We start from the raw sequence: 21497 nt of genomic DNA on the forward strand, positions 1-21497 counted from the left end.
TGAACCCGCCCCTATTCATTTGTCGCATTCTTTTTTCAAATTGGTACTATTCGATCATCCCTAAATTTAAATCCAAATTTGGATAAACAAAATATTATAAATTTTCGATGCCTAAACTAAAAATTGTATAATTTATATATTTTAATAAACATTTATTAATCCTGTGCTTTCTAATAGCGAAGTAGCGAGACTTGAAGCCCTCCGTCAGTATCAAATACTGGACACTCAACCGGAAAAAGCTTACGACGATATTGCCCAGCTAGCTGCATTTATTTGTGGCGCTCCGATCGCTCTAGTAAATTTCATTGATGAAAATCGACAGTGGTTTAAAGCCAGATTAGGTTTGGATGTACCGGAAATGCCCAGGAATATAGGTTTATCCTACCTTTGTCAAGACAGGCGAGATGTCGTAGTAGTGCCGGATACATTAGCTGACGAACAGTTGGCAAAAAACCCAGTAGTGACTTCCTATCCCTTTGCCCGGTTTTATGCAGGTGTACCTTTAATTACTCCTCAGGGAGATATGCTAGGAACTCTCTGCGTAATTGATAATGTGCCACGACAACTGAATGACAAACAAGTAGAAGCGCTGCAAGCACTCGGTCGTCAGGTAATCGATCAACTAGAGCTAAGACGTAATCTAGCTGAGGTATCCCGTTTTGCTGAGGAACAAAAGCGAGTAGAAGCAGCACTGCAACACAGTCAGCAAGAACTGCGAGACTTTGTAGAAAATGCTACTGTCGGGATGCACTGGGTACAGGCAGATGGCACTATTGCTTGGGCAAATCAGGCAGAACTCGATCTTTTAGGCTACACGCGCTCTGAGTATATCGGACATTCTATTATTGAGTTTCATGTTGACCGAGATGTCATCGAGGATATTCTGCAAAGGTTGAGCAGAAACGAAACTTTAGACAATTATGAGGCAAGGTTACGCTGCAAAAATGGATCGATTCGCCATGTTTTAATTAACTCGAATGTGTTTTGGCAAGACGGTAACTTTATCCATACGCGGTGTTTTACGCGAGATATTACTGAACGCAAAAAAGTAGAAGCTGCTTTAAAGGAAAGCGATCGCCGTCTCAAGGTAGCATTAGAGGCTGCTAAACTTGGTTCTTGGGAGTTGATTATAGCTACAGGCGAATTAGCTACATCTAAACAGTGCAAAGCTAACTTTGGTCTGCCAGAAGAGGCTGAGTTTACCTACGATACATTACTCGAATCTATCCATCCTGACGATCGCGCTGATATGCAAGAGTCTGTACGCCAAGCTCTGGCAAAACACTGCGATTATGAGGTAGAGTACCGCAACATTTGGCCGGATGGTAGTATTCACTGGATATTAGCACGAGGTGTAGGGATATACGATGAGGATGGTAATCCCACCCGGATGATTGGAGTCACCCTCGATCTCACGGCGCGCAAGCAAGCAGAACAGGCGTTGCAAGAGAGCGAACAACGTTGGCAGTTAGCCTTACAAGGTAATAATGATGGCATATGGGATTGGAACGTTCAAACTAACGAAGTCTTCTTTTCCCCTCGCTGGAAAGAAATGCTGGGTTATCAAGACCACGAAATTACTAATAATATAGATGAATGGTCTGAGCGAGTTCATCCTGAGGATTTAGATTGGGTCTTAGAGGCAATTAGGGATCACTTTGACAAGAAAACACCTTATTATGTAACCGAGCATCGAGTTCAATGCAAAGATGGCAGCTATAAATGGATTTTAGATCGGGGACAAGCGCTGTGGGATAGCACGGGTAATGTAGTGCGAATGGTAGGTTCTCATACCGATATCAACGATCGCAAACAGATAGAAGAGGAATTAAAACGGCAAAATTTGCGATCGCAACTATTCTCAGAAATCACTCTGAAAATTCGCGAATCTCTACAATTAGATGATATCCTGCAAACTACAGTCAAAGAGATTCAAACACTTCTCCACGCCGACCGAGTTTTGGTTTTTCGGCTTTGGCCAGATGGTTCGGGAACAGTAGTACAAGAGGCTGTGTTACCTAGTTGGCCTGTAGTCCTAGGACAAAATATTCTTGACCCCTGCTTTCAGCAAGGTTACGTAGAGAAATATCGTCAAGGCAGAGTCAGTGCCATCACAGACGTTGCACGGGCTAACATTCAAGATTGCCACCGAAAATTTCTTCAGCAACATAGTGTTCAAGCTAACTTGGTAGTGCCAATACTCATCAGAGATGGGATTTGGGGCTTATTGATTGCTCATCAATGCCATAGTCCCCGCGAGTGGAACCGTTTTGAACTAGAGATGTTGCAGCAGCTAGCAAACCAAATTGGTATTGCTCTATCCCAAGCTCAACTATTAGAACAAGCAACTCATCACAGTCAGGAACTTGCTCGTTCCAATGGTGAATTAGAACAGTTTGCTTATATAGCTTCCCATGACTTACAAGAGCCATTGCGGATGGTGATTAGTTATTTACAGCTACTAGAGAGGCGATATAAAAATCAACTAGATGCCCGTGCTGATGAGTTCATCGGTTATGCTGTTGATGGGGCACAGCGAATGCAAACTCTGATCCAAGATTTGTTGAACTATTCCCGTGTTAGTACCAGAGGACAACCCTTTAGATTAGTAGATTGTAATACTGTCTTAGCCAGAGCGATCGCCAACTTGGAAATTGCGATCGCCGAAAGTCATGCAGTCATTACCGCCGATCCTCTCCCAGAAGTAATAGCTGATACTACCCAATTGGTACAAGTATTGCAAAATCTCATCGGTAACGCCATTAAGTTTCGTCGGGAGGAACCGCCCCAAATTCATATCGCAGCCATCCGCAATACCGTAGAATCAGACAAAACAAATTCTAATCTCACCTCATTGGAAAACGAATGGTTGTTCTCAGTACAGGATAATGGAATTGGTTTAGAATCCCAGTATGCTGAACGCATTTTTGTAATTTTTCAACGATTGCACAGCCGAAGTAAGTATCCAGGTACTGGTATTGGTTTGGCAATTTGTAAGAAGATTATAGAACGCCACGGCGGTAGGATCTGGATGGAGTCGAAACCGGGTCAAGGCTCGATTTTCTACTTTACGATTCCAGATAAAACAGGTAAGCAATCGTGAACAATCGATCGGGAGTTATGCCTATCGAGGTTTTGTTAGTAGAAGACAATCCTGGCGATGCCTTACTAACGCGCATCGCCTTGGAAGATAGCAAAATCGCGGTTCACCTAAATGTCGTTGAGGATGGGGTAGAGGCAATGGCGTTCTTGCGAAAACAAGATAAATATGCTAAAGTTCCGCACCCCGATATTGTGCTACTTGATTTAAACCTGCCAAAAAAAGATGGTCGGGAAGTATTAGCAGAAATCAAAAGTGACGACACTCTCAAAAGAATTCCTGTAGTGGTTCTGACAACTTCCCAAGCCGAAGAAGATATTCTTAAAGCCTATAATTTAGCTGCTAACTGTTATATAACTAAGCCAGTTGACTTCGATCAATTCGTTAAAATTATCAGATCTATAGAAAATTTTTGGTTTGCGATCGTCAAACTGCCACCGGAGTAATGGACATGGCAGGTGAAATTATCAAAGTCCTGTTAGTTGAAGATAACCCCGGTGATGTCCTGTTGTTGGAAGAATTTTTAAAGGATGTCACCGCCACTGTGGTGGAGTTGAAACCTGTGGAACAGCTCGACGAAGCACTTAGCTATCTCGCCCACGAAAGCTTTGATGTTATGCTTTTGGATCTTTCTCTTCCAGACAGTCAGGGATTAGAAACTTTTATTAGAGCGCACAATCAAGCAAAATCTACTCCGATTATTGTGCTAACTGGGATTAATGATGAAAACTTAGCACTCAGAGCCATGCAAGAAGGTGCGCAGGATTATTTAGTCAAGGGACAAGTAACAGGCGACTTATTAGTACGCTCTATGCGTTATGCTATTGAGCGTCAACGAATAGAAGACGCACTGCGACAGAGCGAAGAACGGTTTCGCGTTGCCTTAAAAAACTCACCAATTTTTGTTTTTAACCAAGACCTGGAATTACGCTATACCTGGGTTTATAATCCCGCTTTCGGGTTTACAGCCGAAGAAATGTTGGGTAAACGCGACTCAGAATTAATTCCTTTAGAAAGCGCACACCATCTAACTGCGCTCAAACTTGGGGTACTAGTTACTGGAGTAGGTACGAGAGATGAAGTATCTATAACTACCGCCCAAGGAACTCGCTATTATGACATGACTATAGAACCATTGCGCAACGAGTTACAACAAGTTATCGGCATCACTTGTGCTTGCATCGACATTAGCGAACGGCAAGCCGCGCTTCAAGAACGCAAGTTAGCTGATGCAACAATTCGCGAACAAGCAGCATTACTAGACATTGCTACTGATGCCATTCTGGTGCGAGATTTGGAAAACAAAATTCTATTTTGGAATAAAGGTGCAGAAAAACTTTATGGCTGGTCAGCAGCAGAAGCTAAAGCTAAAAATGCTAGCGAGTTGTTTTATGACGAGGAACCACCACAAGTTGCAGCAGCACTTGTAACCGTTATCAGCACAGGTAAGTGGGAGGGTGATTTTACTAAACTCACCAAAACAGGTAAGGAAGTTTTAGTTTCTAGCCGTTGGACTTTGGTTTGTGATGAACAGGGTAAACCCAAATCCATCCTCACGGTTGACACAGATATTACTGAAAAAAAACGCCTAGAAGCACAATTATTTCGTGCCCAACGATTGGAAAGTATCGGTACTTTAGCTAGTGGTATTGCTCACGATCTCAACAATATCCTGACCCCAATTCTGGCAGGCGCACAACTGCTACCGCTAAAATTTCCCAATGCAGATGAGCGAACTCAACATTTGTTAGAAATTTTGGAAATTAATGCGAAACGCGGTGCTGATTTAGTTAAGCAGGTATTGTCATTTGCACGAGGTGTAGAAGGCAAACGCATCAATCTCCAAATCAGACATCTGATTGTGGAAGTTTCTAAGGTTCTCAAAGAGACATTGCCAAAATCAATTCAAGTGTCTACTGATGTGCCCCAAGACTTATGGATAGTTTCGGGTGATAGTACCCAAATTCATCAGGTGCTCATGAACCTCTGCGTTAATGCTCGTGATGCTATGCCCAATGGTGGTACGCTATCGATCTCTGCAAAAAATCTGTTTATTGATGAGAACTATGCCCGCATGAATCTAGAAGCAAAAGTCGGGCCATACATAGTAATTACCGTTAGCGATACGGGAGTGGGAATTCCTGAGGAAAATTTGGATAGAATTTTTGAGCCGTTCTTCACCACAAAAGAAATTGGACAGGGTACGGGTTTAGGACTGTCTACTGTCTTGGGGATTATCAAAAGCCACAGTGGTTTTGTGAACGTGTATAGCGACGTAAATATTGGTACTCGCTTTCAAGTATATTTACCAGCAGTAGAAGGTAGAGAAACACATAGCATAGATGAATCAAAAGTGCTGACTGCACGCGGGGAAATGATTTTGATTGTAGATGATGAGCCTGCCATTCAGGAGATTACGAGAACATCTCTAGAAACTCATAACTACAAAACCATTGTTGCTAGTGATGGCATTGAAGCGATCGCAGTTTACGCTAAACACATGGATCGAGTCAGCGTCGTACTCATGGATTTGATGCTTCCTTCCCTTGATGGCGTCACCGCAATCCGCACCTTAAAAAAAATCAACCCAGATGTGAAAATTATTGCCACCAGTGGCTTGATTTCTAGTCAGAAGATGGAAGCTTTAGCTAGTAGTGGTGTCACAACATTTTTGCCTAAACCCTACACTATCAATGAATTATTGCTGACTTTGCAGAAAGTAATGTCTTAATTTTCCGAACACCCTATTTTATCTTCAGCGTTGCGGGAGAATAGCGATCGCCTCTACTTATAGTATTTAAGTTAAGAAAAATACTATTAAACACGCTTCATTTATACGTGTTATTTTATACCGACATAATTAATCTCATAAAGTGGCAGAAACAATACAGTAAATAGAAATAACTGCTGACTGATTGCAAAAATTACGTAATAACACCGTTATTTTTTTTATAACTAGTTACTAAGTTTGAATTTAACTAGCTAATCTACTAGCTATAAATAGGTATAAAAATTTTTAAGGATAATAAATGGCGATTGACAGTTCGGCTAATCCTATTAATTCCTCTTTACTTCCTGATTTTTCTCATAATTTTGGTGCTTTTTTCACGAATCCAGACCCTTATAACTTAGGTGAAACGTTGTGGTCTTTGAATCCTGCTGCTCATACGTTCATTTCACCAGTGTTTTCGGAATCGGAGGCAAAGAACACTGATTCTGCTGTCACTCAAACTCAAGATCCGTTAACTGGACAAGCCTTGTTTGGTTCTTTATTGTTATCTGAACCGACTTGGGATTTAGCAAATTTTGAGCAATCTCAGCAGCCGGAAAATAAAATAACTGCACCGATTGAGCAACTAATATTTGTTGATACGTCGATTGCAGACTCTCAGCGTTGGTTAGAGAATGCTTCACAAACTACTAAAGTAATCTTCCTCAATGGAAATGATGAACTGACTCAAATCGATCAAACCCTAGCTCAGTATCACGATATTTCAGCCATTCACCTAGTTACTCACGGTGCGGCTGGAGAAATATTCCTTGGAAATCAGCTATTAAACGCAGACACTTTAGCAAATTATGCTTCTAGTTTCCAAAATTGGCAAACTACTCTAACTTCTGATGCAGATATTCTGCTCTATGGTTGTGATATTGCTCAAGGAGAAATAGGGCAACAATTTGTACAGCAGTTGAGTGATTTGACAGGTGCAGATGTGGCTGCATCGACAGATTTAACTGGAAATAATTTATTAGGTGGAAATTGGACTTTAGAGTATGAAACTGGGGCAATTGAACACCAAAGTTTTGCTATTCAAAATTATCAAAGTGTTTTGGGATTGGCAGAAGTTTCTGTCTCAGCGGAAGGAGTTTTAAAGTTCACTGATAGAACACCAGATTTAATCCCCAATGTAATTAATATTAATAGTATTGCTAATACAATTGTTTCTTTGGGTCAGGTTTTCCTGTCTTATGATTATGCCGTTGATACAGTTAATTTAAATCCATCTAGTGATTTAAATCTTGAAATTCGTGCTGATGGTAAACTTTATATACAGGATAAAAACTCACAAATTATCTTTCAAAAAGAAACCAACAATTCTTACAATAGTGCAATTACAAGAATTGATGCTAATACGGTGAAAGTTGCTCTAAGCTCAATATCTAAGATTGATATTAATACAGATGAGAGCAAATCTTTACTGTTTCAAGGATTGAATGCTTTTAGCTCTGTTGCTGATGACAAAATCACTTTCGTTAATGGTTTCAAGCAATTATCTAAAGCTGTCAACTTTAGTATTAATGGAGGTGTAGGCACAGATACGGTTATTTTTAATGCTAATACCACTCTATTAACTCAAGGCGGGAATCTAGATATACAAGCTGAAAAGATCACCGTTCAAGAAGGAGCGACGATTTCAACTCGACAAGTTTCTGAGGAATTTGGTTCTTCTGGAGATTCTGGTTCTATCACATTTTCAGGTGTCACCATTGATATCCAGCAAAATGCTGAAATTATAGCATCATCATCCACAAATACGAGCTACAAAAGTGGTGATGTAAAGTTTTTGGTGGTAGATGAACGCAATCTTACTGATCTCTTAGCTGGTTTTGGTGGTTTTGGTACATTCAATGATGCCAAAATTTCTATTGGTACTAAGTCAGTTTTAGATGGTAACAATATTATCCTTGATGCTCAAGCTAAAGGGTTATCCGGTGAGCAAGTTTCTGTTATAGAAAAGAACGCAGGAAAAGCAGTTCGTTTGATTGCTGACTTGTTAGCAGATATTCCCGCAGCTATTAAGGCACAAAACTCAACAGCAATTGTTGATTTAGGTAATTATTCTCGTATTTATAGTACAGGGGAAGTCAAAATTACCAGTACTGCTCAAGCAGATAGTACTGTTGCTGTAACTATCAAAGATGGCTCAACAATAACTAATCAGTTCAGTATAGTTTTAGCTTTGTCAGAAGCAACAGCTAAAACTTTAGTTGGTGAAGGAGTATACATTTCTTCTATTGGCAATGTTCAACTTACCTCAAATGCAACAACAATTGCTAGTTCTAAAGCTCGTGTCTCTCGTAATCTAGGACAAGCACCAATAGATAATCAAACTAAGGCAATCTCAATTGCTACTGCTCAAACAAAAGCAATTTCAAACACAATTGTTGCCAAAAACGCTATCATCACCTCCAATGGTAATGTAAATATTACAGCATTAGGTACTAATAATAATGCTACCGCAGCCGAAACAGGCAGTTATGAAGATGGACAATTTGGCTTAACCCTGAGTGTAGGCGTTGCTGACTCGGATATTCGCGCTGAAGTTAATGGTCAAATTACGGCCAAAGCCAAAGGAGCAGGAAAGAACGTCTATGTATTTGCTCCAAATAATGCAGTTGATGTAGATCGAGATACGATTTCTTTAGGTGAGGCTCATCAGTGGAGGACAGGCGATCGCGCCATTTATCGCAATCATGACCCCAACGATATATACAGCACTAATCGTTCCATTGGTAACTTAGTAGATGGTAACACTTACTACGTTATTGTTGATGCTAATCAACCTAGTTTGGTTAAATTAGCTAAGACTCTAGAAGATGCCAAAACCGGAAAAGCTATCGATCTCAGAGCGATCGAATTTGGTCAATTTGGGAAAGGACATCAGCTAGAACTGGAAAATGTTACTACTGGTATTGGTATTCGTGCCAAATTAAATAGTGAAGAAAGTAATACAGCAGAAGTTGGAATTGGTGGTGGAGGTTTACTAGATAAAATTATCAACTTCCAAGAAACTTTAGTTCCTGCGCTGCGTTCTTCCGAGAAAATCAAGAAGTTTCTACAAGAAAAAACTCCAGGAATAAATAAGATTACAGATAAAGTATTCACTGGACAAGCAGGATCGTCAAATTCCAATTCTGACTGGTCATTAGCAGGATCTTTTGCTGTTGGCAGTACTGACCATAAAGTGCAGGTGACAATTGGCAGCACAGCCATTTTGAAGTCTGAAAAAAATATAGACATTAAAGCAGAACAAATTGACGTACCAACAATAGGTGCTGCTTCAGGAATTGAGAAAAAAGAGGGTGCAAATAAAGATACAGCAGTTAGTACAGCAATAAGTTTAGGCCTTTACAATAACAATGTTCAGACTGTTATAGAAGGAAATTCCCAACTTGATGCACAACAAGCTATAAGCATTGAATCAAAAACATACTATCCCTTGATATTTGACCAATTTAGTAATTTAAATATCACTTATCCTAATGAAGTTTCAAAGAAACTTCGGGAGCAACGATTCCAAGAAGCATCACAACGAGGTTACGCTTTACCAGATTACATGGGTGCTTTTGTAGAAGCAAAATCTTTCCCAACCACTGATTTTTCTGCACCTGGTGCTAAAAAACCCTGGAACTCTTGGACTAAAGCCAGTTCTGAATCAGACAAGTTAGGAATCGCTGGCGCTATCAACTTTTTCAAATTTGACAACACAACGGAAACTTTGATTAATTCTGGTGCCAAGATTAACCAAGACAGCAACTACAGTAGTGATAACCAAAGTGTAAATGTCAAGGCATTGACAACAGGTACATTTGTTAACGTAACAGGTAATCCCTTTAAACCTGTGGGTGGTGCTAACGATAATGGTGGTGTAGGGGGGTCAATTTACGGTTCTTTATTTAATAATATCACTATTGCCAAAGTTGATAGTGGAGCATTGATTAATACAGGAATTTATGGTGGTTTAACGGTTGATGCCACTACAAAAATCACTAGTGTAAACTTTGTCTATTCTGGCAGTCGTGGTAAGACATTTGCTGTTAATGGCACAGTTGCCGTTAATTTATACGATAGCGTAACAATGGCGCAAGTCGCTTCTGGTGCTAAAGTTACAGGAGGATTTCTAACAGTTAATGCTTTGGATGATACCAACTATTGGAACATTGTTGGTGGGGCATTACTAGGTCAAAATGTGGGTATCGGTGCTTCTGTTGCGATTACAGATATGGATCGCAACACCTTTGCTTTGATTGGAGTACCCGATGAGCAAACAACTAATATCCTTAACAGTAGTAAATTTAATCGCACCCCTACACCTGTTACTCCTGGTCAAACTGTACTGAATTTAGCAGGAGCTTTAAAGGTTCAAGCTAAGAATGATGGGGATAATTTTGATATTTCTTTGGCTGCCAGTATTGTTTATCAGAGTAGCACAGATGCCGAAAAAGCTGGTGATATTCAAAAACAAGCGTCTGGTGTTAGTGATGATGTTCTAGAAGGACAATCTGTGCCAAGTCAGGCTCAAGCTTCTAACAGCAACGGTAAGATCGGTAACGACCAAGGCAATCAAGGAAAATTCGGTTTAGGTGTGTCTGGAGATGTGTCAATTCACACAATTACAGATAACGTTTTTGCCTATATTAATGATTTTTCTGCTAATGATGCTCAAGACAGCATTATTGCCTCACAAATTGATGTTAATAGCAACAATGATACCAATTTCTTCTCTCTAGCTGGCTCTGTTGCTTTTGCTTCATCTCAACAAGGTAACTCAGCCGGAATTGCTGGCTCTTTTGCCAGTAACTCACTCAATGGTGCAACCCGCGCCTACGTGAATAGTAATAATAAAATTATTCCTATTAATGAGACTTTTGATCCTCAAAAAGTAGTAGATTTTAATAACGATACAATCAACCTGGGTAATCATAGGTTTTCCACTGGATATGCAGTTGTCTACTATGAAACAGGTTTTTCCTCCATTGGTGGTTTAAGCGATGGACAAACCTATTATGTAATTGTTGATCCTAATGAAAGGCAATTTATTAAATTAGCTGCTTCTCTTGATGACGCTAAGGCAGGAAAAGCGATCGATCTCTCCGCACCTCAATTCTCCTTTCTGCTTGGTAATGCAGACAGATTAGAGTCAATCCAAGGACAACTGGCGGTCAACGCTAACAACCGAGCTAGAATTATTTCCATTACTGCTGGTGGATCAGGCGCACCTAATCAAAATGGAGTAGCGGTAGCAGGTTCAGTTTCCCTCAACTTTATGAATTATCAAACGACTGCGTTCATCGATCGCGTCCGTGGAACAGTTGAGGGTTCTCAAATCAATGTCAATGCTAAGGATGAGTCGAAAGTTATTGCGATCGCTGGTTCTTTAGGATTAGGTGGTAAAGCAGGATTTGGGGCAGCGATTTCCTTCAATAAAGTTGATAACTCGGTTACTGCAACCATTAATCGATCCGATTTAAGAACAAGACTAACTAGCATCAACCTAACTGCAACCAATAACTCTGAGATTCGTGGTTATGTTGGGTCGCTGGGGATTAGCACAGGAGACCAAGGGCTGGGTGCTGCTGGAACGCTCGCAGTTAATTTGATTACAGGTAAAACTGATGCGGCCTTTTTAGATTCCAAGGCTAACGGGTCGCAAGGTCTACCCCAAATCACAATTAATGCTACTGATACAGCTTTTATTCAGTCTATCGCAGGTGCAATTGGGGCGAGTTCTGCCAATGGATTGGGCGCAGCAGCAGCTTATAACAGTAGCGATCGCACTACAACTGCCAGAGTAGAAGGCTCGCAAACCCAACTTACTGTCAAAGACCTGAGTATCAAGGCTAACGCTAAAAGCAAGATTGAAAGCAAGTCTGTTGGTGTAGGTGGAGGTAAAGAAGCAGGATTAGCAGGTTCTGCTTCCATTAACGTCATTAAAAATGGAGTAGATGCACATATTAAAGATCTGTTGGCGACGACTACTAACCCCACTCCAATTGATGCAATCACGTTGACTCTAACTGCTCAAGACGAATCAAGCATTAACTCTTTAGCAGGTAGTATTGCTGGAGCGCAAACAGCTGCTATTGGTGCTGCGGTTGCCATTAATGAAATCGGTGATAACAATAAAGGGGTTCAGGCTTATATTGACAACTCAGTTATTAAAACATACACCAGCAGTACCACTGCCCAATTTACAGGCAATATAGAAACTATTGCTCTTGGTGGTAGTGGTGCGAATAACTTTGCTTTAGGTGGTTCGGTTGCTATTAACAACATTAATAACCCAGTTTTAGCCAGTATTCGCAATCAATCTCAAGTTACTGTTACAGGAGGCAGCCTATCCTTAGAAGCAACTGATAAATCCACCATTCAAGCCTTGGGTGGAGGGGTTGCTGGCTCAAGTCAGGCAGCAGTTGGGGCAACTGTAGTCAAAAACTTAATTGGCAATGATGGGGCGCGAGGCATACAAGCAAACATCGACAATGCCACAGTAACATCCAATAAAGACGCGATCGCCATCAAAGCCCAGTCATCAGCCAAGATAGAAACCACTGGCATAGGCGGAGCAGGAGCAGGTAATTTTGCCCTGGGTGGTTCTGTCGTACTGAATGAAATTGCTCTGCCAGTTGTTGCCTTTATTAGTAACCAAGCTAAAGTTACTGGATCTAAAGATATTAGTTTGATCGCTACTCAAAACAGCAATATTTCTGTGAAGTCTGGTGGTATAGCAGGTGCTGGTAATAGTGCAGTAGGAGCAGCCGTTGCAACTAATAAGATTAAGAGCAACGGGATTCAGGCATACATAAATCAAGCAACTGTTGAGTCAACATCAGGCAAAGTAGAATTAACTGCTACATTTTCAGGAGAAATTAAGGCAGCTGGGGTAGGTGGTTCAGGAGCAGGAACTTTTGCACTTGGTGGTTCTGTTGTTCTCAATGAAATTAACTTACCTGTTGCGGCCTTTATTAGTAATCAAGCTAAGGTAACTGCAAGTAGTAATATTCTCCTGTCAGCAACCCAAAATAGTAATATTTCTGCTCTTTCTGGTGGTGTAGCTGGAGCAGGTGGTAGTGCAGTAGGCGCTGCTTTGGCAACCAACAAAATTAGTGGCGATGGTGTACAGGCATATATTAACAATGCCACTGTTGAGTCAAAATCCAGCCAAGTTGAATTAATGGCCACATCTTCAGGGCAGATTAACGCGATTGGTATAGGGGGAGCAGGAGCCGGAACTTTTGCAGCTGGTGGGTCTGTTATTCTCAATGAAATTAACTTACCTGTTGCAGCTTATATTACCAATCAAGCCAAGGTTACTGCCACCCAACAAGTGAGACTTAATGCTCTTGAAAACAGTAAGATATCTGCTATTGCTGGTGGTGTAGCTCTTTCAGGGACTGGAGCAGTAGGGGCAGCTTTAGCCACCAACAAAATTAGTGGTAATGGTGTACAAGCATATATTGACGGCGGAACAGTTAGCAGTAAATCAAGCTTTGTAATTGTTTTTGCTCAATCTATTGCCAAGATTGAAGCCCTAACTCTTGGTGGCGCAGGAGACACTGTAGCTTCGGTTGGTGCTTCTGTATCTCTTAATGAAATTAGCAATCCCGTCACAGTCCGCATTGGTGGTAACGCTGTGATTGAGGCTGGTACTGATATTACAGTTAGGGATGAAAATAATGCCACTATTATCGCTAAAGCCGGAGGGGCAGCTGTATCGGGTGGTGGGGCTGCTGGAGCTGCTTTGACTACTAACAACATTAATCGCAATACCAAAGCAGTTGTAGAAAATACTAGCTCTCTCAAAGCAGGTACTTATGTCCAGATTGCTGCTCAAGGAACTTCTAATTTAGAATCCAAGGCTATTGGTGTGGGAGTTGGTCTAGGTGCTGTTGGCTTAGGTGGATCTGTTAGCAAAAATGACGTGAATGGTACTGTAGAGGCTTACGTTACTGATAGCGCCAAGATCCAGTCAGGAACTAGTTTAGATATCAAGGCTGAACAGACCACCAATTTTAGCAACAAAGTCGGTGGTTTAGGGGGTGGCCTATTTGCTGGCGTAGGAGGTGTTTATTGTAACAACATTATTAATACAACTACTCAAGCCTATGCTAACGGAACAGTTAATCTAACAGTGGGTTCAAATTTATCTATCAATGCCAACAGTGTTGTAAAATCGGGCACTGTCGAAGCCTATGTTGGTGGTGCAGGAGCAATAGGAGGTGCAGGAGCAAAACTCGATATTACTTCTAATAACAAGACAACTGCCTATATCGGTTCTAACGTTGAAATTGCTAAAGCTGGCAATGTTGATGTCTATGCAACGAGTGACTCTACGCTTAAATCTTTTGCGATTGGAGGTGCAGCAGGAGTCTTAGCGGCGGGAATTGTTCAAGTTGACCTGAAAGAAACTGGATCTACTGAAGCTTATTTAGATAATGGCATCAAAATTGGCAGTAGTACCGATAGTAACCAACGTCCTAGAGATTTAGTAGTTAGAGCGATCGCTAACAATACCTTAGAAGGAAATACGACTGGAGCAACCGCAGGTGTTGCCAATGGTAGTGGTTCATTAACTAATATTACTGCAACTCCCACTGTCAAAGCTTGGATTGGCGATAATGCCAGAATTTATCTAAATAAAGATGCTGTAGTCAGAGCATTTGCCAATGGCAGCATTCAAGGAGAAGCATGGGGAGCAAATCTCAGTTTAGGAGTTGCTGGAGGTCAATCAACAGCAACCGTTGAGTGGAAACCCACAATTGAAGTCACAATCGGGCAAGGTAGTATTTTTGACGTAGTCGGTAATATTGAAATCGCATCTTTCAATAACCATCTAAGTAATAGCGACTTTGGTACAGCCAACGCTAATAACCAAGCAAAGGTAGCTGCTACTGCTACATCCTCGAATGGTTCATTAGGGGGAACTTTGACTGGGGCAAGTGCTAAAACGACTATTAACGTGACTCAAAAGACTCAAGTTAAAGATAATGTGCAATTTAAAGCAGGACGCAATATTGATTTGTTGGCTCAGTCTTACAACCCCGTTGATGCTAATGCAACTGGCGGTAGCAGTGGACTTTTAGCCAAAGGTTCGGCAGAGGCAAAAGTAGATATTACAAATAATGTGACTGTAGAAACATTAACCAATGTGCAATTGAATTCTACATCAGGCAATATTTCTCTGCGGAGTACGAGCAATAACCGCACCAAAGATAATGACAGTAATGAAAGTAATACTGTCATTGCTTTAGGAGGTGCAGCAGGTGTAGCAGCTGATGGTGGTACACAGGTAATCCTAAGAGAGTACAATCGAACAAATACTTCTTTAGGATTAAACAACCGACTGATTGCTGCTGGTGCAATAGTTATTGATGCAGATTATATTGGTGATTTTAATGTTAAATCACGACAAGAAATTTTGACGGGCGGAGTTTCTACCAACCAATCTCAGGCAGAAATCATTATAGATTCTTTGACTAAAACTGATATTAGTAGTAATGCTCAAGTAGAAGGAAAGAAAATTTCCATAAAAGCCCAAGATAGTTCTTCAAACATCTTTGCTAAAGCAGATGCAGAAAGCAAAACTCTTGCCGCGACTACCAGAGCCACTGCTAAAATCGCAACCAATTTAAATGCTAACACTAATATCGGTAGTAATAGCATTTTTAAAGCTCCAGAAGCAGTGACAATCACAACTCGTCAATCAGATGTTAGAAGTAAGGCTGATGCTTATGCATATCGTCAAGGATTGCCAAGACCAGAAGACACCACAATTTTCAGTTGGATAGATAAGAAACTTAAAGGTGATTCATCGGCTACTTTAGAAGCAATATCTGATAACAACCAACTCACTAAAGCAACTCTCAATTTTGGTTCAGAAGTTAAAGTCATATCTGGAGATTTTAGTTATTTTGCTCGTATCTATAGTAGTGCAAATAACTATCAAAAAAATTCAAAAACTGGTGGAATATCCGGGCAAGAAAGCCAGAAGGGAAACCAAAACAATACCGAAAATGTAACCGGAAAAACACAATACACTCGGTGGTTCGTAGTAGATAATAGTGGTGATGAAGAAAATGGTAACTTTGAGCCTGGAGATTTAACTCTACGTGAAGCTATAAATTTAACTTCTGGCATTAATTCTAATCTCATTACCTTTGCTAATGCCATTCAGCAAATTCAACTGACGCGCGAAATTTCTTACGTGCCTACTAGGCAACCTGTTACCATTGATGGAGGAACTCAGCAAGTTGAAATTAAAGGCAGCAATCAAAACCGCATTTTCACCGTTGAATCTTACCAAACCCTCACTCTCAAAAACCTATTTTTGACAGAAGGAAAAGCGGATAATGGTGGTTTAATCTATAATAGAGGTACTCTTAACATTATTAATAGTGTATTACGAGGTGGAAAGGCCACAGGTAAAGGAGGAGGTATTTTTAATTATGGCAGTCTCAATCTAATTAATAGCGTAGTAACAGGTAACACGTCGGATATAGGCGGTGGCATTAATAATATTCGCGATCTGTTTATTAACAATAGTGTAATTGCCTCTAATTTTGCTAATTTTATATCTGGTATTAACTCCGATGAGGAAAATTCTGCAAGTTACCGTGTCTCAATTCAAAACAGCACAATTGTTGGTAATGGTGGCAATGAAGGGGGAGCTAAAGATATACAGCTATTTATTAGCTATACAGGAAAAACGCAACCAAAAGATAGAGATACAACTATCATTGCTAACAACATCATTTTAAGCAACCGCAACAACAGCGATGATAAGATATTCTACCTGCGTAACTACATTAATTCAGTAGTTTTTAAACCGGAAGACGCAAATGCTGTAATCACAAATAACCTAATTAACAGTCCCTATAGATTCAATATCGATTACAGCCCAAATATATTCCAATCTAATTGGGTATATGGCGACCCTGCTTTGGAAAACATTCGAGTTGAAAAATTTGGTGCCAGCTTTTATGTGCCAATCATATATAATCCCTATAGTCCGGCTGTCAATAAAGGCAATAATAATTATGTGCCAAAAGACACTTTTGACCTGGATGGGGATGGCAATACCAATGAACCCATACCTGTAGATCAGCGCGGTAAACAACGTGTTTATGATGGCACAGTTGATATTGGTGCACAAGAATATCAACCTGGAGCGAATAATGCAACTCAAGCCTTAGCAGCACCGACCACCTTACTAGCAGTTCAACCAGCAGCCTTAGCAGCAACACCAACTACAACAACATTAACTACACCCGTACTCGCAGAATCAATACAACCGCTAAGTCTTCAATCTCTACCTATAGAAAAAGTGTTGATCGCACCAGTGGCACAAATTTCTTTAGAGCGAGGAGAAATTTGGGAAATTTCTGGTATTACCAGTGATAATTATGAGGACATCTTCGCTTTTAACCAGCTGCCCAGTCAAGGCATAATTGAATTTATTATTGATGGTGAAACTCGTAAAATTACCCGCAGCTTAAGCGATCCTAATCCAGACTTAATCAGTAATGCAGATTTGCGTCGCGGCGAGCTAGTCTATATCCATAACGGTAGTCATAAACAAGACAGCTTTGAAATATTAAATCAAACCCAAGGCTCTCCGGCTCGTTTTGATATTAATATCAACAATACTGCCCCAATACTTAGTGTGTCTATCAAAGAGCAAGTTGCAATTGAAAATGAAGAGTTTGAATTTGCTCTACCGGGAGACACCTTTTATGATGCTGATTGGGAAGTAGGTGACAAACTAACTTACAAAGCTGAACTGTCTGATGGTACACCTTTGCCAACTTGGTTGAAGTTTGATTCAGAAGCAGGCGTGTTCTGGGGAACACCAAGCGATCGCGATTTGAATTTACTAGAAATTCAGGTGACAGCTACAGATGAAAGTGGCGCAAGTGTAAGTAGTAAATTCTATTTACGCATTGACCATAATTTCTTTATCGATCGACAAATTCGCCCCAATACTCCCTTTAATTACCATTTTGAATCTGATCCTGATTTTACCTACACTGCAACTCTCGATGATGGTTCTCCTTTTCCTAGCTGGCTGACGTTCGATTCTCAAACGCTAACTTTTAGTGGTACACCTACTGCTAAAGATGTTGGCTTGCTGTATATCAAAGTCACTGCTACTGATAATCAGGGATATAAGTTAGATGATACTTTCACTTTAGAAGTTGCTAATTGGATAGTTGATAATGCAACTGATGAAGATGATGGTGATGTTAGCTCTGGTGATGTTAGTTTACGAGAAGCGATTCGTTTAGCTCAAGATGGTGATACCATTGCCTTTGCTTCGAGCTTGAACAAACAAGTAATTAAGCTAACGCAAGGGGAAATACTCATCAATAAATCCCTAACTCTTAGCGGTCAAGGTGAGTTTGCTACGATTATCAGTGGCAATCAGCAACATCGAATTTTCACCATAGATGATGGTAACGCCAATCAACAGAGTCAGGTAGAGTTATTTAGTATTGGACTGACAGGTGGTAAAGTCACAGATAATGGTGGGGCAATTTGGAACAAAGAAAACCTGAGCCTTACTAACACCACCCTCAACCACAACCAAGCTGGTAATTTTGGCGGAGCGATTTGGAACGACAAGGGAACCATTACTATTGAAAATAGCGGTATATATCAAAACACAGCAGTCCAAGCTGGTGGAGCGATCGCTAACAGCGGTACTCTCAGTTTAAATCTTACTGACATCGACCGCAATACCACCACAGGCAAAGGTGGCGGCATCTATAACACTGGTACATTCACTTTGCGTTCTAGTACAATTAATGACAATATTGCAGGCGCATACATCAGTATTGAAAATGGTAAACCCAGCTTCGAGCTTGAAAGTGCTGGTACAGGTGGTGGTATCTTCAGTGAAGGCGGCAAAGTTAGCCTGATTGACGGCGAAATGAACCATAACGCAGCGGCGCTGTTTGGTGGTGCGATCGCGATGAATCAAGGACAATTAATCGTAGAAAATAGTTCGATTCTTAAGAACTTAGCCCAAACCGGAGCCGGAATTAGCATTGTTAGCGGCAATGCCAGTATTGTTAATAGCACCATTACCTTGAATGAAACTACACAACAGGGAGGAGGAATCTATGGCGATCGCTCCAACATTAACATGTTCAACAGCACCTTAGTTTATAATCGTGCGATTAACGATTCCCCAACTACAAACGGTGCAGGAATTCATCTCCAAGGCGGACAACTCTTACTAGCAAATAGCATTATTGCCAAAAATACCACCACTCCCATCGGCGGAACTCCTGTATCTACAGATGTGGTTAATCAAAACCAAGCACAAATCCTCACTTTAGGTAGCAATATTGTTGAAGATGGTAGCGTCACAGGTAACGGCGTGCTGAATGTCGATCCGCAATTAGCACCTCTGCAAGAGATTAATTATGCTTGGGTTTATCCCTTGTTGTTGAATAGTCCAGCCAAGGACAAAGGAGAAAATGGACTGCGTCCGGTTGATTTAGGAGATTTGGATGCAGATGGCAATACTGGTGAAGCGATATTAGTAGATGGACGAGGTAGCGATCGCCTGAGTGGAAATAAGATTGACTTAGGTGCTTACGAAATTCAACAGCCCCAAACCACAGTTAACGAAGAGATTATTGACTGGGTTCGAGGTGACATCCTGATTATTGATGACTTAGAAACTAGAGAAGCAGATATCTATAGTCTATATAAACTACCGGAACAAGGTGAATTAACCTTCACGCTTGATGAAGTCACTCAAAAACTGACCCAAACTTTCGATAGTGACAATCCTGTACTGTTGCGGGGAATAGATTTGCGCAATGGTATCTTAGAGTACACTCACAATGGCACCAGTAAAGACGGCAGCCTAGAATTAATTAATCTCAAAGACGGCAGCATCATTCGATTAGTATTTAGTTTGACAAACAAAGCTCCAGAAGTAAAACAAGCGATCGCTGACCAAGCCATCAATGAGCAACAAGAATTTACTATTGAAATACCTGGGAATATCTTTGATGATGCCGATATGTTTCTGAATGATGATGTTTCCCAAGGAGATATCGATCCAGAAGATAGATCGAATGAGGATAATACTGGTGCGCCTAGAAGTGATAGCCTGACCTACTCTGCTACCCTTGCTGATGGTAGTCCGCTTCCTAAATGGTTATCTTTTGATGCTGTAAATCTGAGATTTGTTGGTAAGGCTAGTTTTGCAGATATAGGTACGTTAGAAATTCGGCTCACCGCCACTGATGAGCGTAATGCCCAAACTAGCACAACCTTCCGCCTAATCGTTAACCAGACTACACCTAGTTTGGAACTGTCTGCACCTGTGGCCAACATACTGCAACGCAAAGGCGATTTCGAGAACTCTAGTTTGCAGTTCACCTTAACAGGTAAAAATGTCCAACAAAAGGTAATTAACGAAGTCGGTTTCTTTGTTGTCGATGATGCTCAAGGACGCATTGGCGACTTATTTCCCAATTCTCCAGGCTACTTGCAAGCAGCTCTACTACGCGCTCAGGTAATTTTCTCCGTGCTTCCTGATGATTTTGTTCCCAATCCTACACGTATTCTAAAAAACATTGCCGGACAGTTCTTATCTTTCTACCTAATTCAAGATGGCAGTACAGATGATGTCATTAACGATCCCACCCAAGCTTATAAAGTTCTGTTCGGTTCAAACCAAGATGGTGGAAGCGTGTTGCAAGTTAGCAGTATAGATCTCAATAGTTTACAACTCACCTTTAATGACCAACTTGCTAATAATAGCCAAGGGAATATAACGCTGACAATTAGCCAAAATGACTCGAAAGCACCGATTGGAACTAGCCTTCAAGGTCAACACGAGCGTGAGATCGTAGATTTGAGCGATTATGTTGGGCAAACCCTAATTGCTCGGTTCCCAATTATCAAGAGTGAAGCTGCTTTTAATAACACTGTAGGCTTCTACCGCATTGAAAATCCTCAAGGTACGGTTATTGATCCCACCACTGGTCAGTCGTTTAATCCAGGAGATGCGGGTTATACTCTGGCTGCCATTCGCAATAGTCAAGCTTATGGTATCAGCTTCGATCGCCATAGTCAGGGTGTGAGTGCTAAGTGGCAAGGCGGATATTTGTACGTACCTTACATCATTGCTAACGGCACAATAGCCCAGCTACTTGATGACAATACTAATAATGACTCGCTAGTCTACTTTATTTATAGGCAAGCCAATCCAGATAAAGTAGATCACATTCGCCTATTAGGAGATAACACCTGGGGCTTTGAAGATCTGCCTCAAGGAGGAGACTTAGATTTTAACGATATGGTGATTTCTCTATTTTTCCAAGACTCAGAAATATCTTTTGATATCATGCCAGCAGTAGAAGATGTTTCGCTGAATCCTGAGGAATCGAGCCAATCTTTAACTCAATCTCCAATCACCTCTATGCAAGATACTCAAGAAAGTAGCTCGAATCTGTTATCCCAACCTCAAGTTAATTACCTTTCTAGCGAACTAGATGATGCATTACTACCAGAAGTATTACAGAAAGCTAAGGTTTAATAAAGGCTACCTCTTCAGCTTGTAAGTAATTGCAGCCCACAAATGTGGGCTTTTTA

4 protein-coding genes are annotated in these 21497 nt (G+C 40.9%); all 4 read left to right on the forward strand.

Annotated features, from left to right (window positions below):
- Positions 1-163: 163 nt before the first annotated feature.
- The 4 genes from AACU33_RS18085 to AACU33_RS18100 all read left to right on the forward strand — a co-directional run bounded on the left by AACU33_RS18085 (position 164) and on the right by AACU33_RS18100 (position 21441).
- A complete protein-coding gene (locus AACU33_RS18085; protein ID WP_339376116.1) occupies positions 164-3103 on the forward strand; it encodes a PAS domain-containing protein in 2940 nt (979 codons plus the stop codon).
- A gap of 17 nt (positions 3104-3120) precedes the next feature.
- Positions 3121-3546 (forward strand): response regulator, encoded by a 426-nt coding sequence (locus AACU33_RS18090; protein ID WP_339376508.1) that lies wholly within the window; start codon positions 3121-3123, stop codon positions 3544-3546.
- Between the two features lie 5 nt (positions 3547-3551).
- The gene (locus tag AACU33_RS18095; protein WP_096589985.1) at positions 3552-5831 is read left to right on the forward strand and encodes a hybrid sensor histidine kinase/response regulator; all 2280 of its coding nucleotides are present in this window, start codon (positions 3552-3554) and stop codon (positions 5829-5831) included.
- A 298-nt stretch (positions 5832-6129) separates the two neighbouring features.
- The gene (locus AACU33_RS18100) at positions 6130-21441 is read left to right on the forward strand and encodes a DUF4347 domain-containing protein (RefSeq protein ID WP_096589986.1); all 15312 of its coding nucleotides are present in this window, start codon (positions 6130-6132) and stop codon (positions 21439-21441) included.
- The last annotated feature ends 56 nt before the right edge of the window (positions 21442-21497 follow it).

The organism is Calothrix sp. NIES-2098 (genome assembly GCF_963875125.1).
Classification (GTDB): Bacteria; Cyanobacteriota; Cyanobacteriia; order Cyanobacteriales; family Nostocaceae; genus Aulosira.

Excerpts from the sequence above, each read along its gene's own strand:
- AACU33_RS18090 (WP_339376508.1), top strand. The coding sequence starts at position 3,121 with ATGCCTATCGAGGTTTTGTTAGTAGAAGACAATCCTGGCGATGCCTTA.
- AACU33_RS18095 (WP_096589985.1), top strand. The coding sequence starts at position 3,552 with ATGGCAGGTGAAATTATCAAAGTCCTGTTAGTTGAAGATAACCCCGGT.
- AACU33_RS18100 (WP_096589986.1), top strand. The coding sequence starts at position 6,130 with ATGGCGATTGACAGTTCGGCTAATCCTATTAATTCCTCTTTACTTCCT.